The 14575-nt window shown below is 64.9% G+C and carries 12 protein-coding genes, 2 rRNA genes and 1 pseudogene (1 of these 15 only partly in view); 6 read left to right on the top strand and 9 right to left on the bottom strand.

Features of this window, described 5'->3' with window-relative positions:
• Position 1: 1 nt before the first annotated feature.
• Positions 2 to 688, bottom strand: coding sequence for a response regulator transcription factor (locus AC2ITM_RS16535; protein WP_486467718.1), 687 nt, complete (start codon positions 686 to 688; stop codon positions 2 to 4).
• 179 nt (positions 689 to 867) lie between these two features.
• Here AC2ITM_RS16535 and ribA point away from each other — a divergent pair, with 179 nt between their 5' ends.
• Positions 868 to 1959 (top strand): GTP cyclohydrolase II, encoded by a 1092-nt coding sequence (gene ribA, locus AC2ITM_RS16540; RefSeq protein WP_486467719.1) that lies wholly within the window; start codon positions 868 to 870, stop codon positions 1957 to 1959.
• Positions 1956 to 2450, top strand: a complete 495-nt coding sequence (locus AC2ITM_RS16545; RefSeq protein ID WP_486467720.1) for a L,D-transpeptidase family protein — start codon at positions 1956 to 1958, stop codon at positions 2448 to 2450. The genes ribA and AC2ITM_RS16545 overlap by 4 nt, the downstream gene beginning before the upstream one ends.
• On the opposite strand, the gene AC2ITM_RS16550 is transcribed toward AC2ITM_RS16545, so the two are convergent.
• Complete coding sequence (locus AC2ITM_RS16550; protein ID WP_486467721.1) at positions 2432 to 3367, bottom strand: DMT family transporter; 936 nt, start codon at positions 3365 to 3367, stop codon at positions 2432 to 2434. The genes AC2ITM_RS16545 and AC2ITM_RS16550 overlap by 19 nt on opposite strands.
• Before the next feature lie 105 nt (positions 3368 to 3472).
• On the bottom strand, positions 3473 to 4111 hold the full coding sequence (locus AC2ITM_RS16555) for a TetR/AcrR family transcriptional regulator (RefSeq protein ID WP_486467722.1): 639 nt from the start codon (positions 4109 to 4111) through the stop codon (positions 3473 to 3475).
• A 165-nt stretch (positions 4112 to 4276) separates the two neighbouring features.
• Here AC2ITM_RS16555 and AC2ITM_RS16560 point away from each other — a divergent pair, with 165 nt between their 5' ends.
• The 3 genes from AC2ITM_RS16560 to AC2ITM_RS16570 are packed head-to-tail and all read left to right on the top strand — an operon-like array spanning position 4277 to position 8449.
• Positions 4277 to 5764: an efflux transporter outer membrane subunit gene (locus AC2ITM_RS16560; protein ID WP_486469453.1), complete on the top strand. Its 1488-nt coding sequence runs from the start codon at positions 4277 to 4279 to the stop codon at positions 5762 to 5764.
• Positions 5761 to 7365, top strand: a complete 1605-nt coding sequence (locus AC2ITM_RS16565; protein WP_486467723.1) for an MFS transporter — start codon at positions 5761 to 5763, stop codon at positions 7363 to 7365. The genes AC2ITM_RS16560 and AC2ITM_RS16565 overlap by 4 nt, the downstream gene beginning before the upstream one ends.
• A gap of 49 nt (positions 7366 to 7414) precedes the next feature.
• On the top strand, positions 7415 to 8449 hold the full coding sequence (locus AC2ITM_RS16570) for an HlyD family secretion protein (RefSeq protein ID WP_486467724.1): 1035 nt from the start codon (positions 7415 to 7417) through the stop codon (positions 8447 to 8449).
• A gap of 57 nt (positions 8450 to 8506) precedes the next feature.
• Here the strand turns inward: AC2ITM_RS16570 and AC2ITM_RS16575 are convergent, their stop codons facing one another.
• The gene (locus tag AC2ITM_RS16575; RefSeq protein WP_486467725.1) at positions 8507 to 8875 is read right to left on the bottom strand and encodes a DUF4186 domain-containing protein; all 369 of its coding nucleotides are present in this window, start codon (positions 8873 to 8875) and stop codon (positions 8507 to 8509) included.
• 57 nt (positions 8876 to 8932) lie between these two features.
• Here AC2ITM_RS16575 and AC2ITM_RS16580 point away from each other — a divergent pair, with 57 nt between their 5' ends.
• A complete protein-coding gene (locus AC2ITM_RS16580) occupies positions 8933 to 9259 on the top strand; it encodes an imelysin family protein (protein ID WP_486467726.1) in 327 nt (108 codons plus the stop codon).
• Between the two features lie 416 nt (positions 9260 to 9675).
• Here AC2ITM_RS16580 and tnpC read toward each other — a convergent pair.
• From tnpC to AC2ITM_RS16605, 5 genes and pseudogenes are all read right to left on the bottom strand, one after another.
• A pseudogene (tnpC, locus tag AC2ITM_RS16585) lies at positions 9676 to 11227 on the bottom strand (IS66 family transposase).
• 54 nt (positions 11228 to 11281) lie between these two features.
• Positions 11282 to 11629, bottom strand: a complete 348-nt coding sequence (gene tnpB, locus AC2ITM_RS16590) for an IS66 family insertion sequence element accessory protein TnpB (RefSeq protein ID WP_486469385.1) — start codon at positions 11627 to 11629, stop codon at positions 11282 to 11284.
• The gene (locus tag AC2ITM_RS16595; RefSeq protein WP_486466498.1) at positions 11629 to 12051 is read right to left on the bottom strand and encodes a transposase; all 423 of its coding nucleotides are present in this window, start codon (positions 12049 to 12051) and stop codon (positions 11629 to 11631) included. Before AC2ITM_RS16595 ends, tnpB begins: the two co-directional genes overlap by 1 nt.
• A 210-nt stretch (positions 12052 to 12261) precedes the next feature.
• Positions 12262 to 12376, bottom strand: a 5S ribosomal RNA gene (gene rrf, locus AC2ITM_RS16600).
• 78 nt (positions 12377 to 12454) lie between these two features.
• Positions 12455 to 14575: ribosomal RNA gene (locus AC2ITM_RS16605) — 23S ribosomal RNA — on the bottom strand (it continues 706 nt past the right edge of the window).

Raw genomic sequence — 14575 nt, forward strand, 5'->3', positions numbered from 1 at the left:
CTCAGGCCACCAGCCGGTAGCCGCCGGACTCCGTGACCAGAAGTCGCGCATTCGAGGGATCGGGCTCGATCTTCTGGCGCAGGCGATAAATGTGGGTTTCCAGCGTGTGGGTGGTGACACCGGCGTTGTAGCCCCAGACCTCGTGCAGCAGCACGTCGCGGGGCACCACGCCCTCGGTCGAGCGATAGAGGTACTTGAGGATGTTGGTTTCCTTCTCGGTGAGGCGGATCTTCTTGTCATCCTCGGTCACCAGCATCTTCATCGCGGGACGGAAGGTGTAAGGGCCCAACTGGAAGACGGCATCCTCGCTCTGCTCGTGCTGACGCAGCTGCGCACGGATGCGCGCCAGCAGCACGGGAAAGCGGAACGGCTTCGTCATGTAGTCATTGGCGCCGGAATCGAGGCCCAGGATCGTGTCGGCATCGGAATCATGGCCGGTCAGCATCAGGATCGGGCTTTTCACCCCCTGCTTGCGCATCAGCCGGCACAGTTCGCGTCCGTCGGTGTCGGGCAGACCGACGTCAAGGATGACCAGATCGAACAGGCCTTCCTTGGCCTTTTGCATCGCTTCGGTTCCGCTGCCGGCCTCGAAAACGTCGAAATCCTCGGTCATGACCAGCTGCTCGCTCAGCGCTTCGCGCAGGTCTTCATCGTCATCGACCAGAAGAATCTTCTTCAATTGTCCCATGTTCTTGCGCCTCCGTTAAGCGTGAGCGACAGATGCGCCCGCCCTGCAGGTTCGACAAGTTATGCGACAGAAGTCTCACGCTGACGTGTTGCTTTCACGGAGAATGTTTCAAACCTGACGTGAAGGGATTATGTACAGGCACCTCCCGGCGGCCCCGGGATGCCGAAAGGATGAGCTGAATGAGCCTCGCGCCCGATACCACCGAACGAATCGCCCGCGCCCGTGCCGACCTGCGCATGGGGCTGCCGGTGGTGCTGACCGATGCCGGAGCGGGCGCGCTGGTCATCGCGGCCGAAACGCTGACGCCTGCGCGGCTGGCCGATGTGCTGTCCCTGCCCGGCCGCCCCAGCCTGGCGCTGACCGCGCGCCGGGCCGAAACGCTGAAGGCCAGCCCCTATGACGGCGACCTGGCGCGGCTGCCGCTGCCGGCCGATGCGACAGTCGACTGGGTACAGTCGCTGGCCGATCCCGCCGACGACCTGACCCATCCGATGAAGGGCCCGCTGCTGGCTGCGCGCGAGGGCGCCGCCGACATTCACCGCGTCGCCATCCGGCTGGTGAAATCCGCCCGCCTGCTGCCTGCGGTGCTGGTGCTTGACCTGGCCGATCCGCTGCGCTTTGCACAGGGCAACGACCTGACGGTCCTGCCCGCCGGCCCGACCGCCGCCCTGCTGAGCCAGGCCAGCACGATGCACAATGTCGTCTCGGCCCGGCTGCCGCTGGCAGTGTCCGAGGCCGGCCGCCTGCATGTCTTCCGCCCCGAGGACGGCGGCGAGGAACATTACGCCATGGAGATCGGCCAGCCGTCGCGCGACAAGCCGGTGCTGGCGCGGCTGCATTCGGCCTGCTTTACCGGCGACGTGATGGGCAGCCTGAAATGCGATTGCGGCCCGCAGCTGCGCGGCGCCCTGACCCAGATGGGCGAGGAAGGCGCGGGCGTGCTGCTGTATCTGAACCAGGAGGGGCGCGGCATTGGCCTGGCCAACAAGATGCGCGCCTATTCCCTGCAGGATCAGGGCTTTGACACGGTCGAGGCGAACCACCGCCTGGGCTTCGAGGATGACGAACGCGATTTCCGCCTGGGCGCCGAGCTGCTGCAACGGCTGGGGTTCCGCTCGGTCCGGCTGCTGACAAACAACCCCCGCAAGATCGCCATGATGCAGAAGGCCGGCATCGAGGTGACCGAGCGCGTGGCGCTGAAGGTCGGCCTGAACCCGTTCAACCAGAACTACCTGGCCACCAAGGCCGCCAAGTCGGGACATCTGCTGTGAGCCTGCCGAACCTGCGCCTGGGGCCGCTGGGCCTGTATCATGGGACGCGTCTTTACCCTTGCGCCATCGGGCGCGGAGGGATCTCGGATGCGAAGCGCGAGGGCGACGGCGCGACGCCGCGCGCCGTTCTGACGGTCGAGGGGCTGCTGTATCGCCCCGACCGGATGGAGCGCCCCGCCCCTTGGGCGAAACCCATCCGCCCCGGCGATCTGTGGTGCGATGCGCCGCAGGATCCGGCCTATAACACCGCCGTCCGCGCCCCCTACCCCGCCAGTCACGAGGTCATGCGCCGCGCCGATCCGCTGTATGACCTGGTGATCGTGCTGGACTGGAACCGCAATCCGGCTGAACCGGGGCGGGGCTCGGCCATCTTCATGCACCAGTGGCGGCGGCCGCATTACCCGACCGCGGGCTGCATCGCGCTGCCGCGGCCGGAACTGAGGGCGCTGGCGGCGCTGCTGCGGCCGGGGTCTCAGATCCGGGTGGCCTGACGGCGGCGCTGGCGCAGCTCTCGCGCCGTGATCAGAAGGCCGCTGCCGATGATCACCGCCGAGCCCAGCAGCGTCATCGCATCCGGCGCCTGGCCAAAGATCGTCAGCCCGAAGACCACCGATCCGACGATCTGCAGGTAGAAGAGCGGCGCCACGAAGGCGGCGCTGGCCATCTGGTAGGCGCGCAGCAGGCAGTAATGGCCCAGCCCGCCCACCAGCCCCAGCAGGGCGAACAACCCGGCATCGGTCAGGCTGTGCGGGGCGCTCCAATGCCAGGGCAGCGGGATCGAGACGATGACGAAGCCCAGAAGCACCATGTAGACGGTCGAGGTCAGCGCCGCGTCATACCGGCCCAGTTGCCGCGACAGGATCTGCGCGAAGGCCCCCACCAGCGCCGAGGCCAGCACAAAGCACGCCCCCGCCGACACCCCCGCTGCCGAGGGGCGCACCACGATCAGCGCCCCGGCAAAGCCCAGGGCCACCGCCATCATCCGCACCGGCCCCACCTGTTCCTTCAGCAACAGCGGCGCCAGCGCCGTCACCATGATCGGCGAGGTGAACTGGATTGCCGTCGCCATCGCCATGTCGGTGCTTTGCAGACCGATGAAGACCAGAAGCGAACCAGCAAAGAAGCAGAACGAGCGCAGCAGTTGCAGCCCCGGGCGCCGGGTGCGGAACATCACCATGCCGTAGCGCGGCAGGCACAGCAGCACCAGGAACAGGAAATGCCCGGCGTAGCGCAGCCACAGCAGTTGCACGATGCTGTAATGCGGCCCGAGGTATTTCACCATCGCGTTGACCCCCGGCAGGGCCAGCCCCGCCACCACCAGCAGCAGGGCTGCGGCCAGGTGATTGGTTTCGGGGTCCCTCGGCACGGGTCCGGCCCGGTGGCCGGCCGGAACGGAATGCGCTTCCAAGCCATGTTTCCTTCGACTGCTCCGGGGCCACACCGGTACACAGCACAGACGGATTGAAAAGCACGCTTTTCGCGCCCGACGGGTATGTGCGTTTCGCCAGAGGCCTCAGGCCACCAGGACGCGCGCGAAACCGGGCAGGAACATGTCCAGCACCATCGTCACCCAGGCTTCACGCTCGGGCACGGGGGGGCGGGACAGGTCGGGATTGGTCAGCAACCGGATCTGCCAGTCGCCCCGCAGCATTCCCGCGAAAAGCGACGCCTGACGGGCCAGGGCTTCGGGGGGCAACGTGGCGAGCTGGCGGGCGGCCTCCTGCTGCAGGATGTGGCGGATCGTGCCGCTGAAGGTCTCGGGACCGGCCTGGTAAAAGCGGCGGCTGATCTGGGGAAAGCGGATCGTCTCGGCCACGGCGGCACGGTGCAGCGCCAGCGCCTCGGGCGACAGCAGGAAGTCGAGATAGGCCAGCGACACCCGCCGAAGCGTGCCGCGCAGATCATCCCCGGGCGTCGGCATGGCGCGCAAGTTGGCCATGTGGCGGGTGCACTCGGCCTCGAGCACGGCGGTGAAAAGGGCCTCCTTGCTGGGGAAATAGGCATAGACCGTCGCCTTGGAGACCCCGGCCGCCTGCTGGATCATGTCCGTCGTCGCGGCCGAGAAGCCATGTTCCAGAAACACGCCCCGCGCGGCCTCCAGAACCTTTCCGGCCTTGCCAGGAAGGGGTTCCGCCGCAACCGAGCTGTCCATTACGATCCCGTTTTCCGACACGATACCCCCTGCAATCACGCAAATATCATACTCGACAAAGCCGGAATGGAAAGATAGTACCGCTCGGTACGGTGGGTAAACCGAACGGTACGGTTCAGCCCGCCCAAGAAATGTTCTGCCGCCGAGAGAGCCTCCACCGTGAAGATGTCCCCTGCCCTGGACGCGGGCCTGCGCCTGCGTTCGACCGCCCCTGCCGCCGCCGCGATGTCCCTGTTGCTGGCCGGTTGCGCCAGCCTGCCCCGCCAGGACGGCCCCACCCCCGATGTCGCCCTGCGCGCCCAGTTCGTCGCCGAGGCGACCACCGGCACGCCCTGGTGGTCGACCTTCCGCGACACCACCCTGAACACGCTGGAAAGCCGAGCCCTGTCCAGCAACCTGGACCTGGACCAGGCGGTCGAGCGTGTCGTGCAGGCGCGCCAGTCAGTCTCGGTCGCGAATGCTGCGCTTCTGCCGACGCTTTCGGCCAGCGCCGGGGTCGAGCGCGCGGCGCTCAGCGCCGACGGGCCGGCGGTGGCGGCGGGGGCCAGCTCGGCCTCGGCGGGGATCTGGGACACCGGCCTGCAAAGCGCCTGGGAGATCGACCTGTTCGGCAAGGCCCGCAACGGCCGCGAGGCCGCCCGCATGGCCGCCCTGTCAAGCGATGACAAGATGCGCGGCGCGATCCTGGCACTGACCGCCCAGGTCGCCGCCACCTATGTGCAGCTGCGCGCCGCCCAGCAGGATGTCGGCACGATCCAGGACAACCTGGCCATCGCCCAACATGCCGTGAAGATCGCACAGGCCCGCGTCGACAACGGCGTTTCCGGCGACAAGGACATTGCCTCGTCCCGGGCGCAGCTGGCCGACGTGCAGGCCCTGCTGCCCCGCGCCGAGGAACGCCGGGACCGGCTGATGAATGCTCTGGCACAACTTCTGGGGCAGCCGCCCCATTCGCTAGACCAGATGTTGTCCAAATCCGGCCCGGTGCCGATGCCGCGTAACACCCCGCCCAAGGGCATCCCGTCCGAGCTGGCGCTGAAACGCCCCGATGTTCACGCCGCCGATGCCGCGCTGCACGCCGCGATCGCGACCCGGAAATCGGCACGGGCGGATTTCTATCCCAGCATTTCGCTGACCGGCAGCTTCGGCAAGCAGGCCTTCGAACGGGACCAGCTGGGCGACTGGGATTCACGCTATTTCGGCATCGGCCCGTCGATCACCCTGCCGATCTTCGAAGGCGGCCGGATCGTCGCGCAATACGAGATGACGCAATCCAAGGAACGCGCCGCCGCCGTCGCCTACCACGACACCGTGCTGACCGCCTGGACCGAGATCTCGGACGCGCTGAACGCCGAGCACAAGGAACGCGAGCGGCTGGTCTACCTGCGCCAGTCCGTGACGCAGCACCAGACCGACCTGCACAGCGCTGAACGCAACTACGAGGAAGGCCTGACGGAATACCTGCCGCAGCTGGTCGCGCAGCGTGACCTGCTGGCCAGCCGCCAGTCCCTGACCGAGGGCGAGGCCGCCACCAGCCTGGCTGCCATCGACCTTTACAAGGCGACGGGGGGCGATTACCGCGCCCAGCCGCCGCTGCCGGTGGATGCGCCCGCCGCCAAGGCCACGGCCAAGACCGCCGGAGCACGCTCGTGAACGCCACCGCCGGACAGCCCGTCGGGGCGCCCGCCAAAGGCCCCGGGCCGGGCGCCGCCCCGGGCGGTCGCCCGCCGGGTCCGCCGCCCTTCACCCCGCGCATCGCCGCGGCTCTTGGGGGCATCCTGCTGGGGGCGCTGATGTCGGGGGTGAACGCCCGCGTCGGCGCGCTGGCGCTGGCGGATCTGTCGGCGCAGATCGGCGCCAGCCAGGACGCGGCCTCGTGGATCGAGACCTGCTATACCGCCGGAGAGCTGCTGGTGATGCCCTTCGCGGGCTGGTTCGCCATCACGCTGGGGCTGCGGCGGTTCCACCAGATTTCGCTGGCGATCTGCTGCGGCATGGCGGTGGCCCTGCCCTTCGTGCACAACCTCGACCTGATCCTGCCGATGCGCTTCGTGCAGGGCATGTCGGCGGGCTGCCTGGTCCCGGTGCTGATGATGGCGGCGCTGAAATTCATGCCCGCATCGATCCGGCTGCACGGGCTGGCGCTGTATTCGATGACCGCGACCGTGGCGCCCAACATCGCCGTCGGGCTGACCGGCGTCTGGCAGGGCGACATCGCGCAGTGGCAATGGCTGTACTGGCAGATCATCCCGGCCGGGATCATCGCGGCCTCGCTGGTCCATATCGGACTGCCCAACGATCCGATCATCAAGCCCCGCTTTCGCACCGGCAACTGGCTGGGCATGTGCCTGGGAATGCCAGGACTGGCGTTTCTGGTCGTCGCCCTGACCCAGGGCAACCGTCTGGAATGGCTGCATTCCGGCCTGATCTGCTGGTGCTTCCTGGCCAGCGCCCTGCTGGTCGTGACCTATCTTTACACCGAGTGGACGCACCCCTCGCCCTTCATCAAGCCGCAGCTTCTGGCGCGTCACAACCTGTGGCTGGGCTTTTCGCTGCTGCTTTGCGTGCTGGTGGTGATGCTGTCCTCCAGCATGATCCCCGCTGCCGCCCTGGGCGCCCTGCACGGCTTCCGCGCCTTCGAGGTCGCCCCCCTGGCGCTGATCGTGGCGCTGCCGCAGATCCTGGTGGCGCCGGGCGTGGCGCTGCTGCTTTATCGCAAGTGGGTCGATGCGCGGGTGGTCCTCAGCCTGGGTCTGGTCTGCATCGGCATTGCCTGCTGGCTCAGCAGCCGGATCACCTCGGCCTGGATGGCGGACCAGTTCCTGATCGCCCAGATCCTGCAATGCCTGGGCCAGCCGATGTTCATCGTGTCGCTGCTGTTCCTGGCGACCTCGGTCGTGCATCCGATGGAAGGGCCCTACATCGCCGGCACCGTCAACACGATCCGCGCCTTCGGCACCACGCTGGGCTCGGCCGTGATCGAGAAGGTGCTGGAACACCGCGAGGCCTACGAAACCGCCCACATGACCGATTACATCGGCCGGATCACCCTGCCGATGCCCGAAAGCCTGCAAACCATGCTGGGCGCCGTGACACAGCAGGCCTTCGTGATCGCCAATGGTGACGTGCTGCTGATCCTGGGGGCCTTCGCCTTCCTGCTGGCCCCGTTCGGCATGATGATGCAGCACATCCCCGCCCCCGACCTGTCGCGCCCTCCGGCCGGCCCCGCCCCGCAGCCCGCGCCGGCGCGCTGACACCTCTCTCCGCAGGGCCGATCCCTGCCAATGTTACCAAGAAACCCCCATGTCCCGTACCAAAAGCACCCTTCTTCTCGGCGTCCTCGTCATTGTCCTCGGGGCGGCCTGGATCTATTTCAACCGCCCCGCCAGCGATGCCCGCTGGCAATCCACCGATGATGCCTATCTGAATGCCGACATCGTCGCCCTCTCGCCCGAGGTCTCGGGCCGCGTGGTCGAGGTCGACGTGGACGAGCATCAGCCCGTCAAGGCAGGCCAGGTCATCGCCCGCATCAACGACAGCGACTACAAGCTGGCGCTGGCCTCGGCCGAGGCCCGCCTGCAGACCGCCGGCGCCGCGCTGGACGCACTTGGCGCCCAGATCGACCAGCAGGCCGCCGCCATCGACCAGGCCCAGGCGCAGACCCGCGCCGATGCCGCCAACCTTGAGCTCGCCCGTTCGGATGCGGCGCGTTACGCGAACCTGGCGCAGGACGGATCGGGCTCGAAACAGGCGCAGGAAACCGCGCGCACCCATGTCGAGACGGCCGAGGCCGCCGTGGCGCGCTCGGACGCGGCCCTGACCCAGGCGAAGATGCAAAGCAAGGTCCTGGAGGCCCGCAAGCAAGAGGCCGAAGCCGACCAGGCCAGTGCCCGGGCCGCCCGTGACAAGGCGCAGCTGGATCTTGACCGGACGCAGATCCGCGCGCCGATCGACGGCACCATCGGTGTGCAGAAGCTGCGCGTGGGGGCGCTGGCCGGGCCGCAGGGTGTGGCCTGCCTGGTGGTCCCGCTGCCGAGCGCCCTCTATGTCGATGCCAACTACCGCGAGACCCAGCTGGGCCGCGTGCGCCCCGGCCAGGCCGTGACCTTCACCGTCGATGCCTTGCCGGGCGAGACCTTCACCGGCAAGGTCGCCTCGCTCGCCCCCGCGAGCGGCGCCAGCTACGTCAGCATTCCGGCGCATAATGCCACCGGCAACTTCACCAAGATCGTGCAGCGTCTGCTGGTGCGGATCTCTATCGATCCCGACAACAGGGATCTGAAGAACCTGCGCACCGGCATGTCGGTGACGCCGCAGATCGATACCGGCGCATCCTGATCGCAGCAGGATCCAGGGTATCGAAACGGGCCGCCAGATTGCTCTGGCGGCCCTTTTTCATGGTGGATCCTTCAACCCCATCTGCACATCGATCCAACGCATCACGACGGCGCGGATATGGGCCTGCTCGGCCTCGCTCAGGGCCCTGCCCTGCGGGATGCCATGCCATTTCTGCAGACAGGACCGGCAACAGCAGGCCGTCGCATGCTGGGCGACAAAGACCGGATGCCCCCGCATCGGCGTCTGCTTTCCGTCCTTCTCGGGCCATTCCGGGGCCAGACGCCGGGCAATGAAATCAGCGGCATGGACCTCGATCACGCTGCGGCCCTTCTGGTCGGCATAGGCGCGTTCCCTAGGGCCCAACCTGAACCGGCTGCGAAACCGCGAGCGGCCCAAGCGGTCGAAAAGGGTGGGATTGAGGATCATGCCGACATCCTACGCCTGGCGGAAGCAGGAGTGTAGCCCTGCCCTATCGCGGCGCTGATGGAAGAGGTTGCTGCGACGAAGATTTCTGGGGAGGAAGACCGTTACAGCCACACGGACCTTTGGGATTTTGACGCGAACTTCGAGGGGGCGAAGGAGATCTACGAGCTTCTGCGCCCGATGCTTTCGGACGATCCCGAGTTTGTGCAGAAGTGCGACGACAACTTCGACACGGTGGATCAGATCTTGTCGAAGTACCGTGACGAGAAGGGTGTTTACCAGACGTATGACCACCTGAGCGACGGGGACCGGACGATCCTTTCTGCGAAGGTGAACACGCTTGCGGAGGATCTTTCGACGCTTGCGGGCAAGCTTGGTCTTGGCTGATCGGGTATGATGCTGGGGTCCGGGTGCGAGAGCGCCCGGCCTTTTTCGTGCCGATCCTGGGATGTTCCTCGGGGCTGCGCTGTGCGTCACCGGAGGTTGATGCGCGCCGGGGCGGTCATCCGGCGTGTGCCCTGGGTGGCGGGGGTGTGCTTCCGATGAGGGTCTCCTCTGGCGCGCCGGGATCGGTCCGCAGGGTCAGTGTCCGAAGAGCTGGTGTCATTTCGACGCCGCTGCCGGTGTGATCCCGGGTGGCGATCGAGGTGTAGGGTTGAGGTGTCGTTTCGAGGCCTCACCCCCAAGCCATGGGAAGACCGGCAAGACGACCGATCTCCAACCCGCAGAGCCTGGTCATGAACGAGGGATCGGCGGGGGGCCGGTCAGTCTCCTCGTAACCGGTGTTTCCGCCCCACGCGTGTTCAGCTTGACGGGGTGAAGTTCCATGGCAGGAGCTCGTCGATCCGTCTGGCCGGATGACCGGCGGCGATCGCTTCGAGGGTCGCCTTCAGATAAGCGAAGGGTTCCACGCCATTGACCTTCGCGGTGGCGATCAGGGAGGCGATGCGGGCCCAGGTACGACCGCCCTCGTCATGTCCTGCAAAGAGGGCATTCTTTCTCGTCAAGGCGATCGGCCGGATCAGGTTCTCGATGGCGTTTGAGTCGATTTCGATGCGACCGTCGTGGAGGAAGGTCTGCAGTCCGCCCCAGTGGCGATGGATGTAGGTCAGCTTTTCACCCAGCCGCGACTTGGCCGAGATACGCAGGCGTTGTGCCTGCAGCCAATCACCGAACTCGGCCACGAGGGGCACGCTGCGGGTCTGGCGGGCCGACAGGCGCTGACCGGGGCCCATGCCGCGGATCTCGGCCTCGATGCGGTAGAGCTCGGCAATCCGGCGCAGTCCCTCGGCAGCGATCTCGGATCCATCCCGGTCGAAGACCTCCTTCAGCTTCCGGCGACCGTGTGCCCAGCAATGCGCGACCGTGATCGGCGCGCCGCCCTTGCGGGAGGGGCGCGTCAACCGATCGTAACCGGTGTAGCCGTCCAATTGCAGGATTCCGTCGAAGCCCTGCAGGATCTGTTCCGCGTGCGCGCCTGCGCGGCTGGGATGGTAGGTGAAGACGACACCGGGCGGATCCTCTCCGCCCCAACCGCGGTCATCACGCGCCAGAGCCCAGAGGTAGCCGGTCTTGGTCTTGCCCCGACCGGGGTCCAGCACTGGGGCGGTGGTTTCGTCCATGAACAGCTTGGTCGATCCTTTCAGGTGTTCGGTCAGCCGGTCGACCACGGGGCCGAGGTGGAACGCGGCTGTGCCCGCCCAGTCCGCCAAGGTGCTGCGGTCGATCTGGATGTCGGAGCGGGCAAGGATCTGGCTTTGCCTGTAAAATGGCAGGTGGTCCGCGAACTTGGACACCAGGACGTGCGCGATGGCGCCCTCGGTCGGCATCCCGCCTTCGATCAGCCAGGGCGCTGCGACAGCCTGAGTGACCCCGTCCGTGCAGATCCGACAGGCATACTTCGGCCGGATGTCGACCAGCACGCGGAGCTGCGCCGGGACGATGTCGAGGCGCTCTGTACGATCTTCGCCGACCCGGTGCATGCGACCGCAGCCACAAGGGCAATCGAGGCTCGCCGGTTCGATGACGCGCTCAATGCGCGGCAGATCCGCAGGCAGATGGCCGAGGTTGCGCTGACGCGTTCGGCGCGGCGTCGTGGTGGACGGCGCAGCCTGCTCCTTGCGGGTCTCGGTCTCGGCGATGGCCGTTTCCAGGTCCTCGAAGGCCAGCTGCCGGTCGTCCTCACTCAGCTTCTCGGAGCGTTTGCCATGCACGACATGGTTCAGCTCGGCCACGAGATGCTCCAGCCACAGGTCTCGCGTCCTTCAGCGCATCACGCTCCTGCAGCAGCGCCAGAACAGCGGCGCGCTGGCTCTCGGGGATCGCGGACAGGTCGATGGGCGAGGCGCTGGACATGGCCGGATGATACCGCGCTTCAGGCCGTACTGCGCGGATATTCCCCAGGCCGAGTCACTCTGCCACAGCCGGACGGCGCACCTCCAGCGATCGCACCCGGCGCCAGTCCAGGCCTGCGAACAGGGCCTCGAACTGCGCCCGGTTCAGCGTCATGGCGCCGTCGCGGATGGCAGGCCAGGTGAAGGTGCTTTCCTCCAGGCGCTTGTAAGCCATGACCAGACCGCTGCCGTCCCAGAACAGGATCTTCAACCGGTCAGCCCGCTTTGAGCGGAAGACAAATACCGTCCCCGTGAAAGGATCTTCGGCCAGCGTGGACTGGACCAGCGCTGCGAGCCCGTCATGGCCTTTCCGAAAGTCTACCGGCTTCGTCGCCACCAGGATCCGCACGCCCTGAGACGGCATCAGCACGGCGTCATCCCGAGGGCATGAACAATCTCCGCGATGCGGACCGCAGGCGTGTCATGCGCCAACTCGATCACGACGCCGCCATGGGCAATCTGGATCGGGGACAGAACAGGCCCTGCCTCATGCGTCCCAACATCTTCGGCAGGATCGCAGACCACGAGAGGCGAGAAGACCGGTTCGTCGGGAGCAGCGGCGGGCAGCACCAGCTTGCCGTCCTTCGCAAGCCGTCGCCATGCCGAAAGCTGATTGGGACGGATGCCGTACCGCTCGGCCACGGAGTTCACAGTCACGCCGGGCTTCAGCGTTTCCGAAACCGCACGGGCCTTGGCCCCATCCGGCCAGCGCCGATGACCCGAGGCATGGACCTCGACGCCCAGAGAATTGAGAAACGATCTGATCGCGCACATTGCGAAACGCACTCCCCATCATGAGATGCGTATCACTTCGCAATCGACGCCACACACGGCAACGTGGGCTACAGACACCGGTTACGTCTCCTCTGGCGCTCCGGGATCTTCGGGGTCTGTCGGATCGGCATCCCGGCCCTGGGGTTGTTTAGCAAGCAAGAAGGCCCCGAGCGATTTGCTCGGGGCCTTCTTGTTATTGGACATCGTTCAGGTTTTTTCTAGGTCTGGCGGTGACTTACTCTCCCACGCCTTGAGGCGCAGTACCATCAGCGCGACGGCACTTAACTTCCGGGTTCGGGATGGGACCGGGTGTATTGCTCGTGCTATGACCACCAGACCAAGGAAAAACCTTTGAGGGATACAATCAACGTGTCCGAAGTGTGTGCTTCTGATCTTGGTCTGTTTTCTACTGGTTCAGATCAAGCCTATCGGGCCATTAGTACCGGTCAACTGAATGCATTGCTGCACTTACATCTCCGGCCTATCGACGTGGTGGTCTACCACGGCCCTCAGGGATACCTTGTTTTGAGGGGGGCTTCCCGCTTAGATGCCTTCAGCGGTTATCCTTTCCGAACATAGCTACCCAGCACTGCCGTTGGCACGACAACTGGTCCACCAGTGGTTCGTTCACCCCGGTCCTCTCGTACTAGGGGCAACTCCTCTCAAGTATCCTACACCCACGGCAGATAGGGACCGAACTGTCTCACGACGTTCTAAACCCAGCTCACGTACCTCTTTAAATGGCGAACAGCCATACCCTTGGGACCTGCTCCAGCCCCAGGATGAGATGAGCCGACATCGAGGTGCCAAACACTGCCGTCGATATGGACTCTTGGGCAGTATCAGCCTGTTATCCCCAGCGTACCTTTTATCCGTTGAGCGATGGCCCTCCCACTTGGGACCACCGGATCACTATGGCCGACTTTCGTCTCTGCTCGACTTGTCAGTCTTGCAGTCAGGCTGGCTTATGCCATTGCACTCAACGGGCGATTTCCGACCGCCCTGAGCCAACCTTCGCGCGCCTCCGTTACGCTTTAGGAGGCGACCGCCCCAGTCAAACTACCCGCCACACAGGGTCCCGGCACCGGATGACGGTGCGCGGTTAGACATCAAGCAAAGCAAGGGTGGTATCTCAAGGGAGGCTCCACAGGAACTGGCGTCCCTGCTTCAAAGCCTACCACCTATCCTGCACATGCTTGGCCTGATGCCAGTGTGAAGCTGTAGTAAAGGTGCATGGGGTCTTTCCGTCTAACCGCGGGAAGCCTGCATCTTGACAGGCAATTCAATTTCGCTGAGTCGATGTTGGAGACAGCGGGGAAGTCGTTACGCCATTCGTGCAGGTCGGAACTTACCCGACAAGGAATTTCGCTACCTTAGGACCGTTATAGTTACGGCCGCCGTTTACCTGGGCTTCAATTCGGAGCTTGCACCCCTCCTTTTAACCTTCAGGCACCGGGCAGGCGTCAGACCCTATACGTCGTCTTGCGACTTCGCAGAGCCCTGTGTTTTTAGTAAACAGTCGCCACCCCCTGGTTTGTGCCCCCGGCTCCAAGTTGCCTTAGAACCGGGCCTCCTTCTCGCGAACTTACGGAGGTATTTTGCCGAGTTCCTTCAACATCGTTCTCTCAAGCGCCTTGGTATTCTCTACCAGTCCACCTGTGTCGGTTTAGGGTACGGTCTGATGTGGGGCTATTTCCAGGGACTGCTGAGCGGCCCGACCAATCCGATAAGGTCGAACAACATTCGCAATCCGTCACATCCCACTGGCCCAGGAATATTAACCTGGTTCCCATCGACTACGCCTTTCGGCCTCGCCTTAGGGGCCGGCTTACCCTGCTCAGATTAGCTTTAAGCAGGAACCCTTGGACTTTCGGCGAGAGTGTCTCTCACACTCTTTGTCGCTACTCATGTCATCATTCTCGCTAGTGATCTCTCCACCGGATCCCTCACAGGCCGGCTTCACAGAAAGCTCCTTGCGTCCAATACGGTCCGGAGACCGATAAGGACGCATGGAACTATGTCACACTACGCTCCGCTACCATGCCTTACGGCATCCTCAGCTTCGGCTCATGGCTTGAGCCCCGTTACATCTTCGCCGCAGGACAACTTGATTAGACCAGTGAGCTGTTACGCTATCTTTAAAGGATGGCTGCTTCTAAGCCAACCTCCTGGTTGTTTTGGTCGTCCCACCTGCTTTCCCACTTAGCCATGAATTGGGGGCCTTAGCTGGAGGTCAGGGTTGTTTCCCTCTTCACTACGGGCGTTAGCACCCGCAGTGTGTCTGCCATCTAGTACTCCCGGGTATTCGGAGTTTGGTTAGGATCAGTAAGTCTGTGGGACCCCATTACCCATCCAGTGCTCTACCCCCCGGGGTATTCGGATGACGCTCTACCTAAATAGATTTCGCGGAGAACCAGCTATCTCCGAGTTTGATTGGCCTTTCACCCCTAGGCACAACTCATCCCGACCTTTTTCAACAGGTGTGGGTTCGGACCTCCAGTTAGTGTTACCTAACCTTCATCCTGGTCATGCCTAG

The organism is Pseudooceanicola sp. NS-SX9 (assembly GCF_057380705.1).

Excerpts from the sequence above, each read along its gene's own strand:
- AC2ITM_RS16555 (WP_486467722.1), bottom strand. The coding sequence starts at position 4,111 with ATGGACAGCTCGGTTGCGGCGGAACCCCTTCCTGGCAAGGCCGGAAAG.
- AC2ITM_RS16570 (WP_486467724.1), top strand. The coding sequence starts at position 7,415 with ATGTCCCGTACCAAAAGCACCCTTCTTCTCGGCGTCCTCGTCATTGTC.
- AC2ITM_RS16575 (WP_486467725.1), bottom strand. The coding sequence starts at position 8,875 with ATGATCCTCAATCCCACCCTTTTCGACCGCTTGGGCCGCTCGCGGTTT.
- tnpB (WP_486469385.1), bottom strand. The coding sequence starts at position 11,629 with ATGCCGTCTCAGGGCGTGCGGATCCTGGTGGCGACGAAGCCGGTAGAC.
- AC2ITM_RS16560 (WP_486469453.1), top strand. The coding sequence starts at position 4,277 with ATGTCCCCTGCCCTGGACGCGGGCCTGCGCCTGCGTTCGACCGCCCCT.
- ribA (WP_486467719.1), top strand. The coding sequence starts at position 868 with ATGAGCCTCGCGCCCGATACCACCGAACGAATCGCCCGCGCCCGTGCC.
- AC2ITM_RS16580 (WP_486467726.1), top strand. The coding sequence starts at position 8,933 with ATGGAAGAGGTTGCTGCGACGAAGATTTCTGGGGAGGAAGACCGTTAC.
- AC2ITM_RS16535 (WP_486467718.1), bottom strand. The coding sequence starts at position 688 with ATGGGACAATTGAAGAAGATTCTTCTGGTCGATGACGATGAAGACCTG.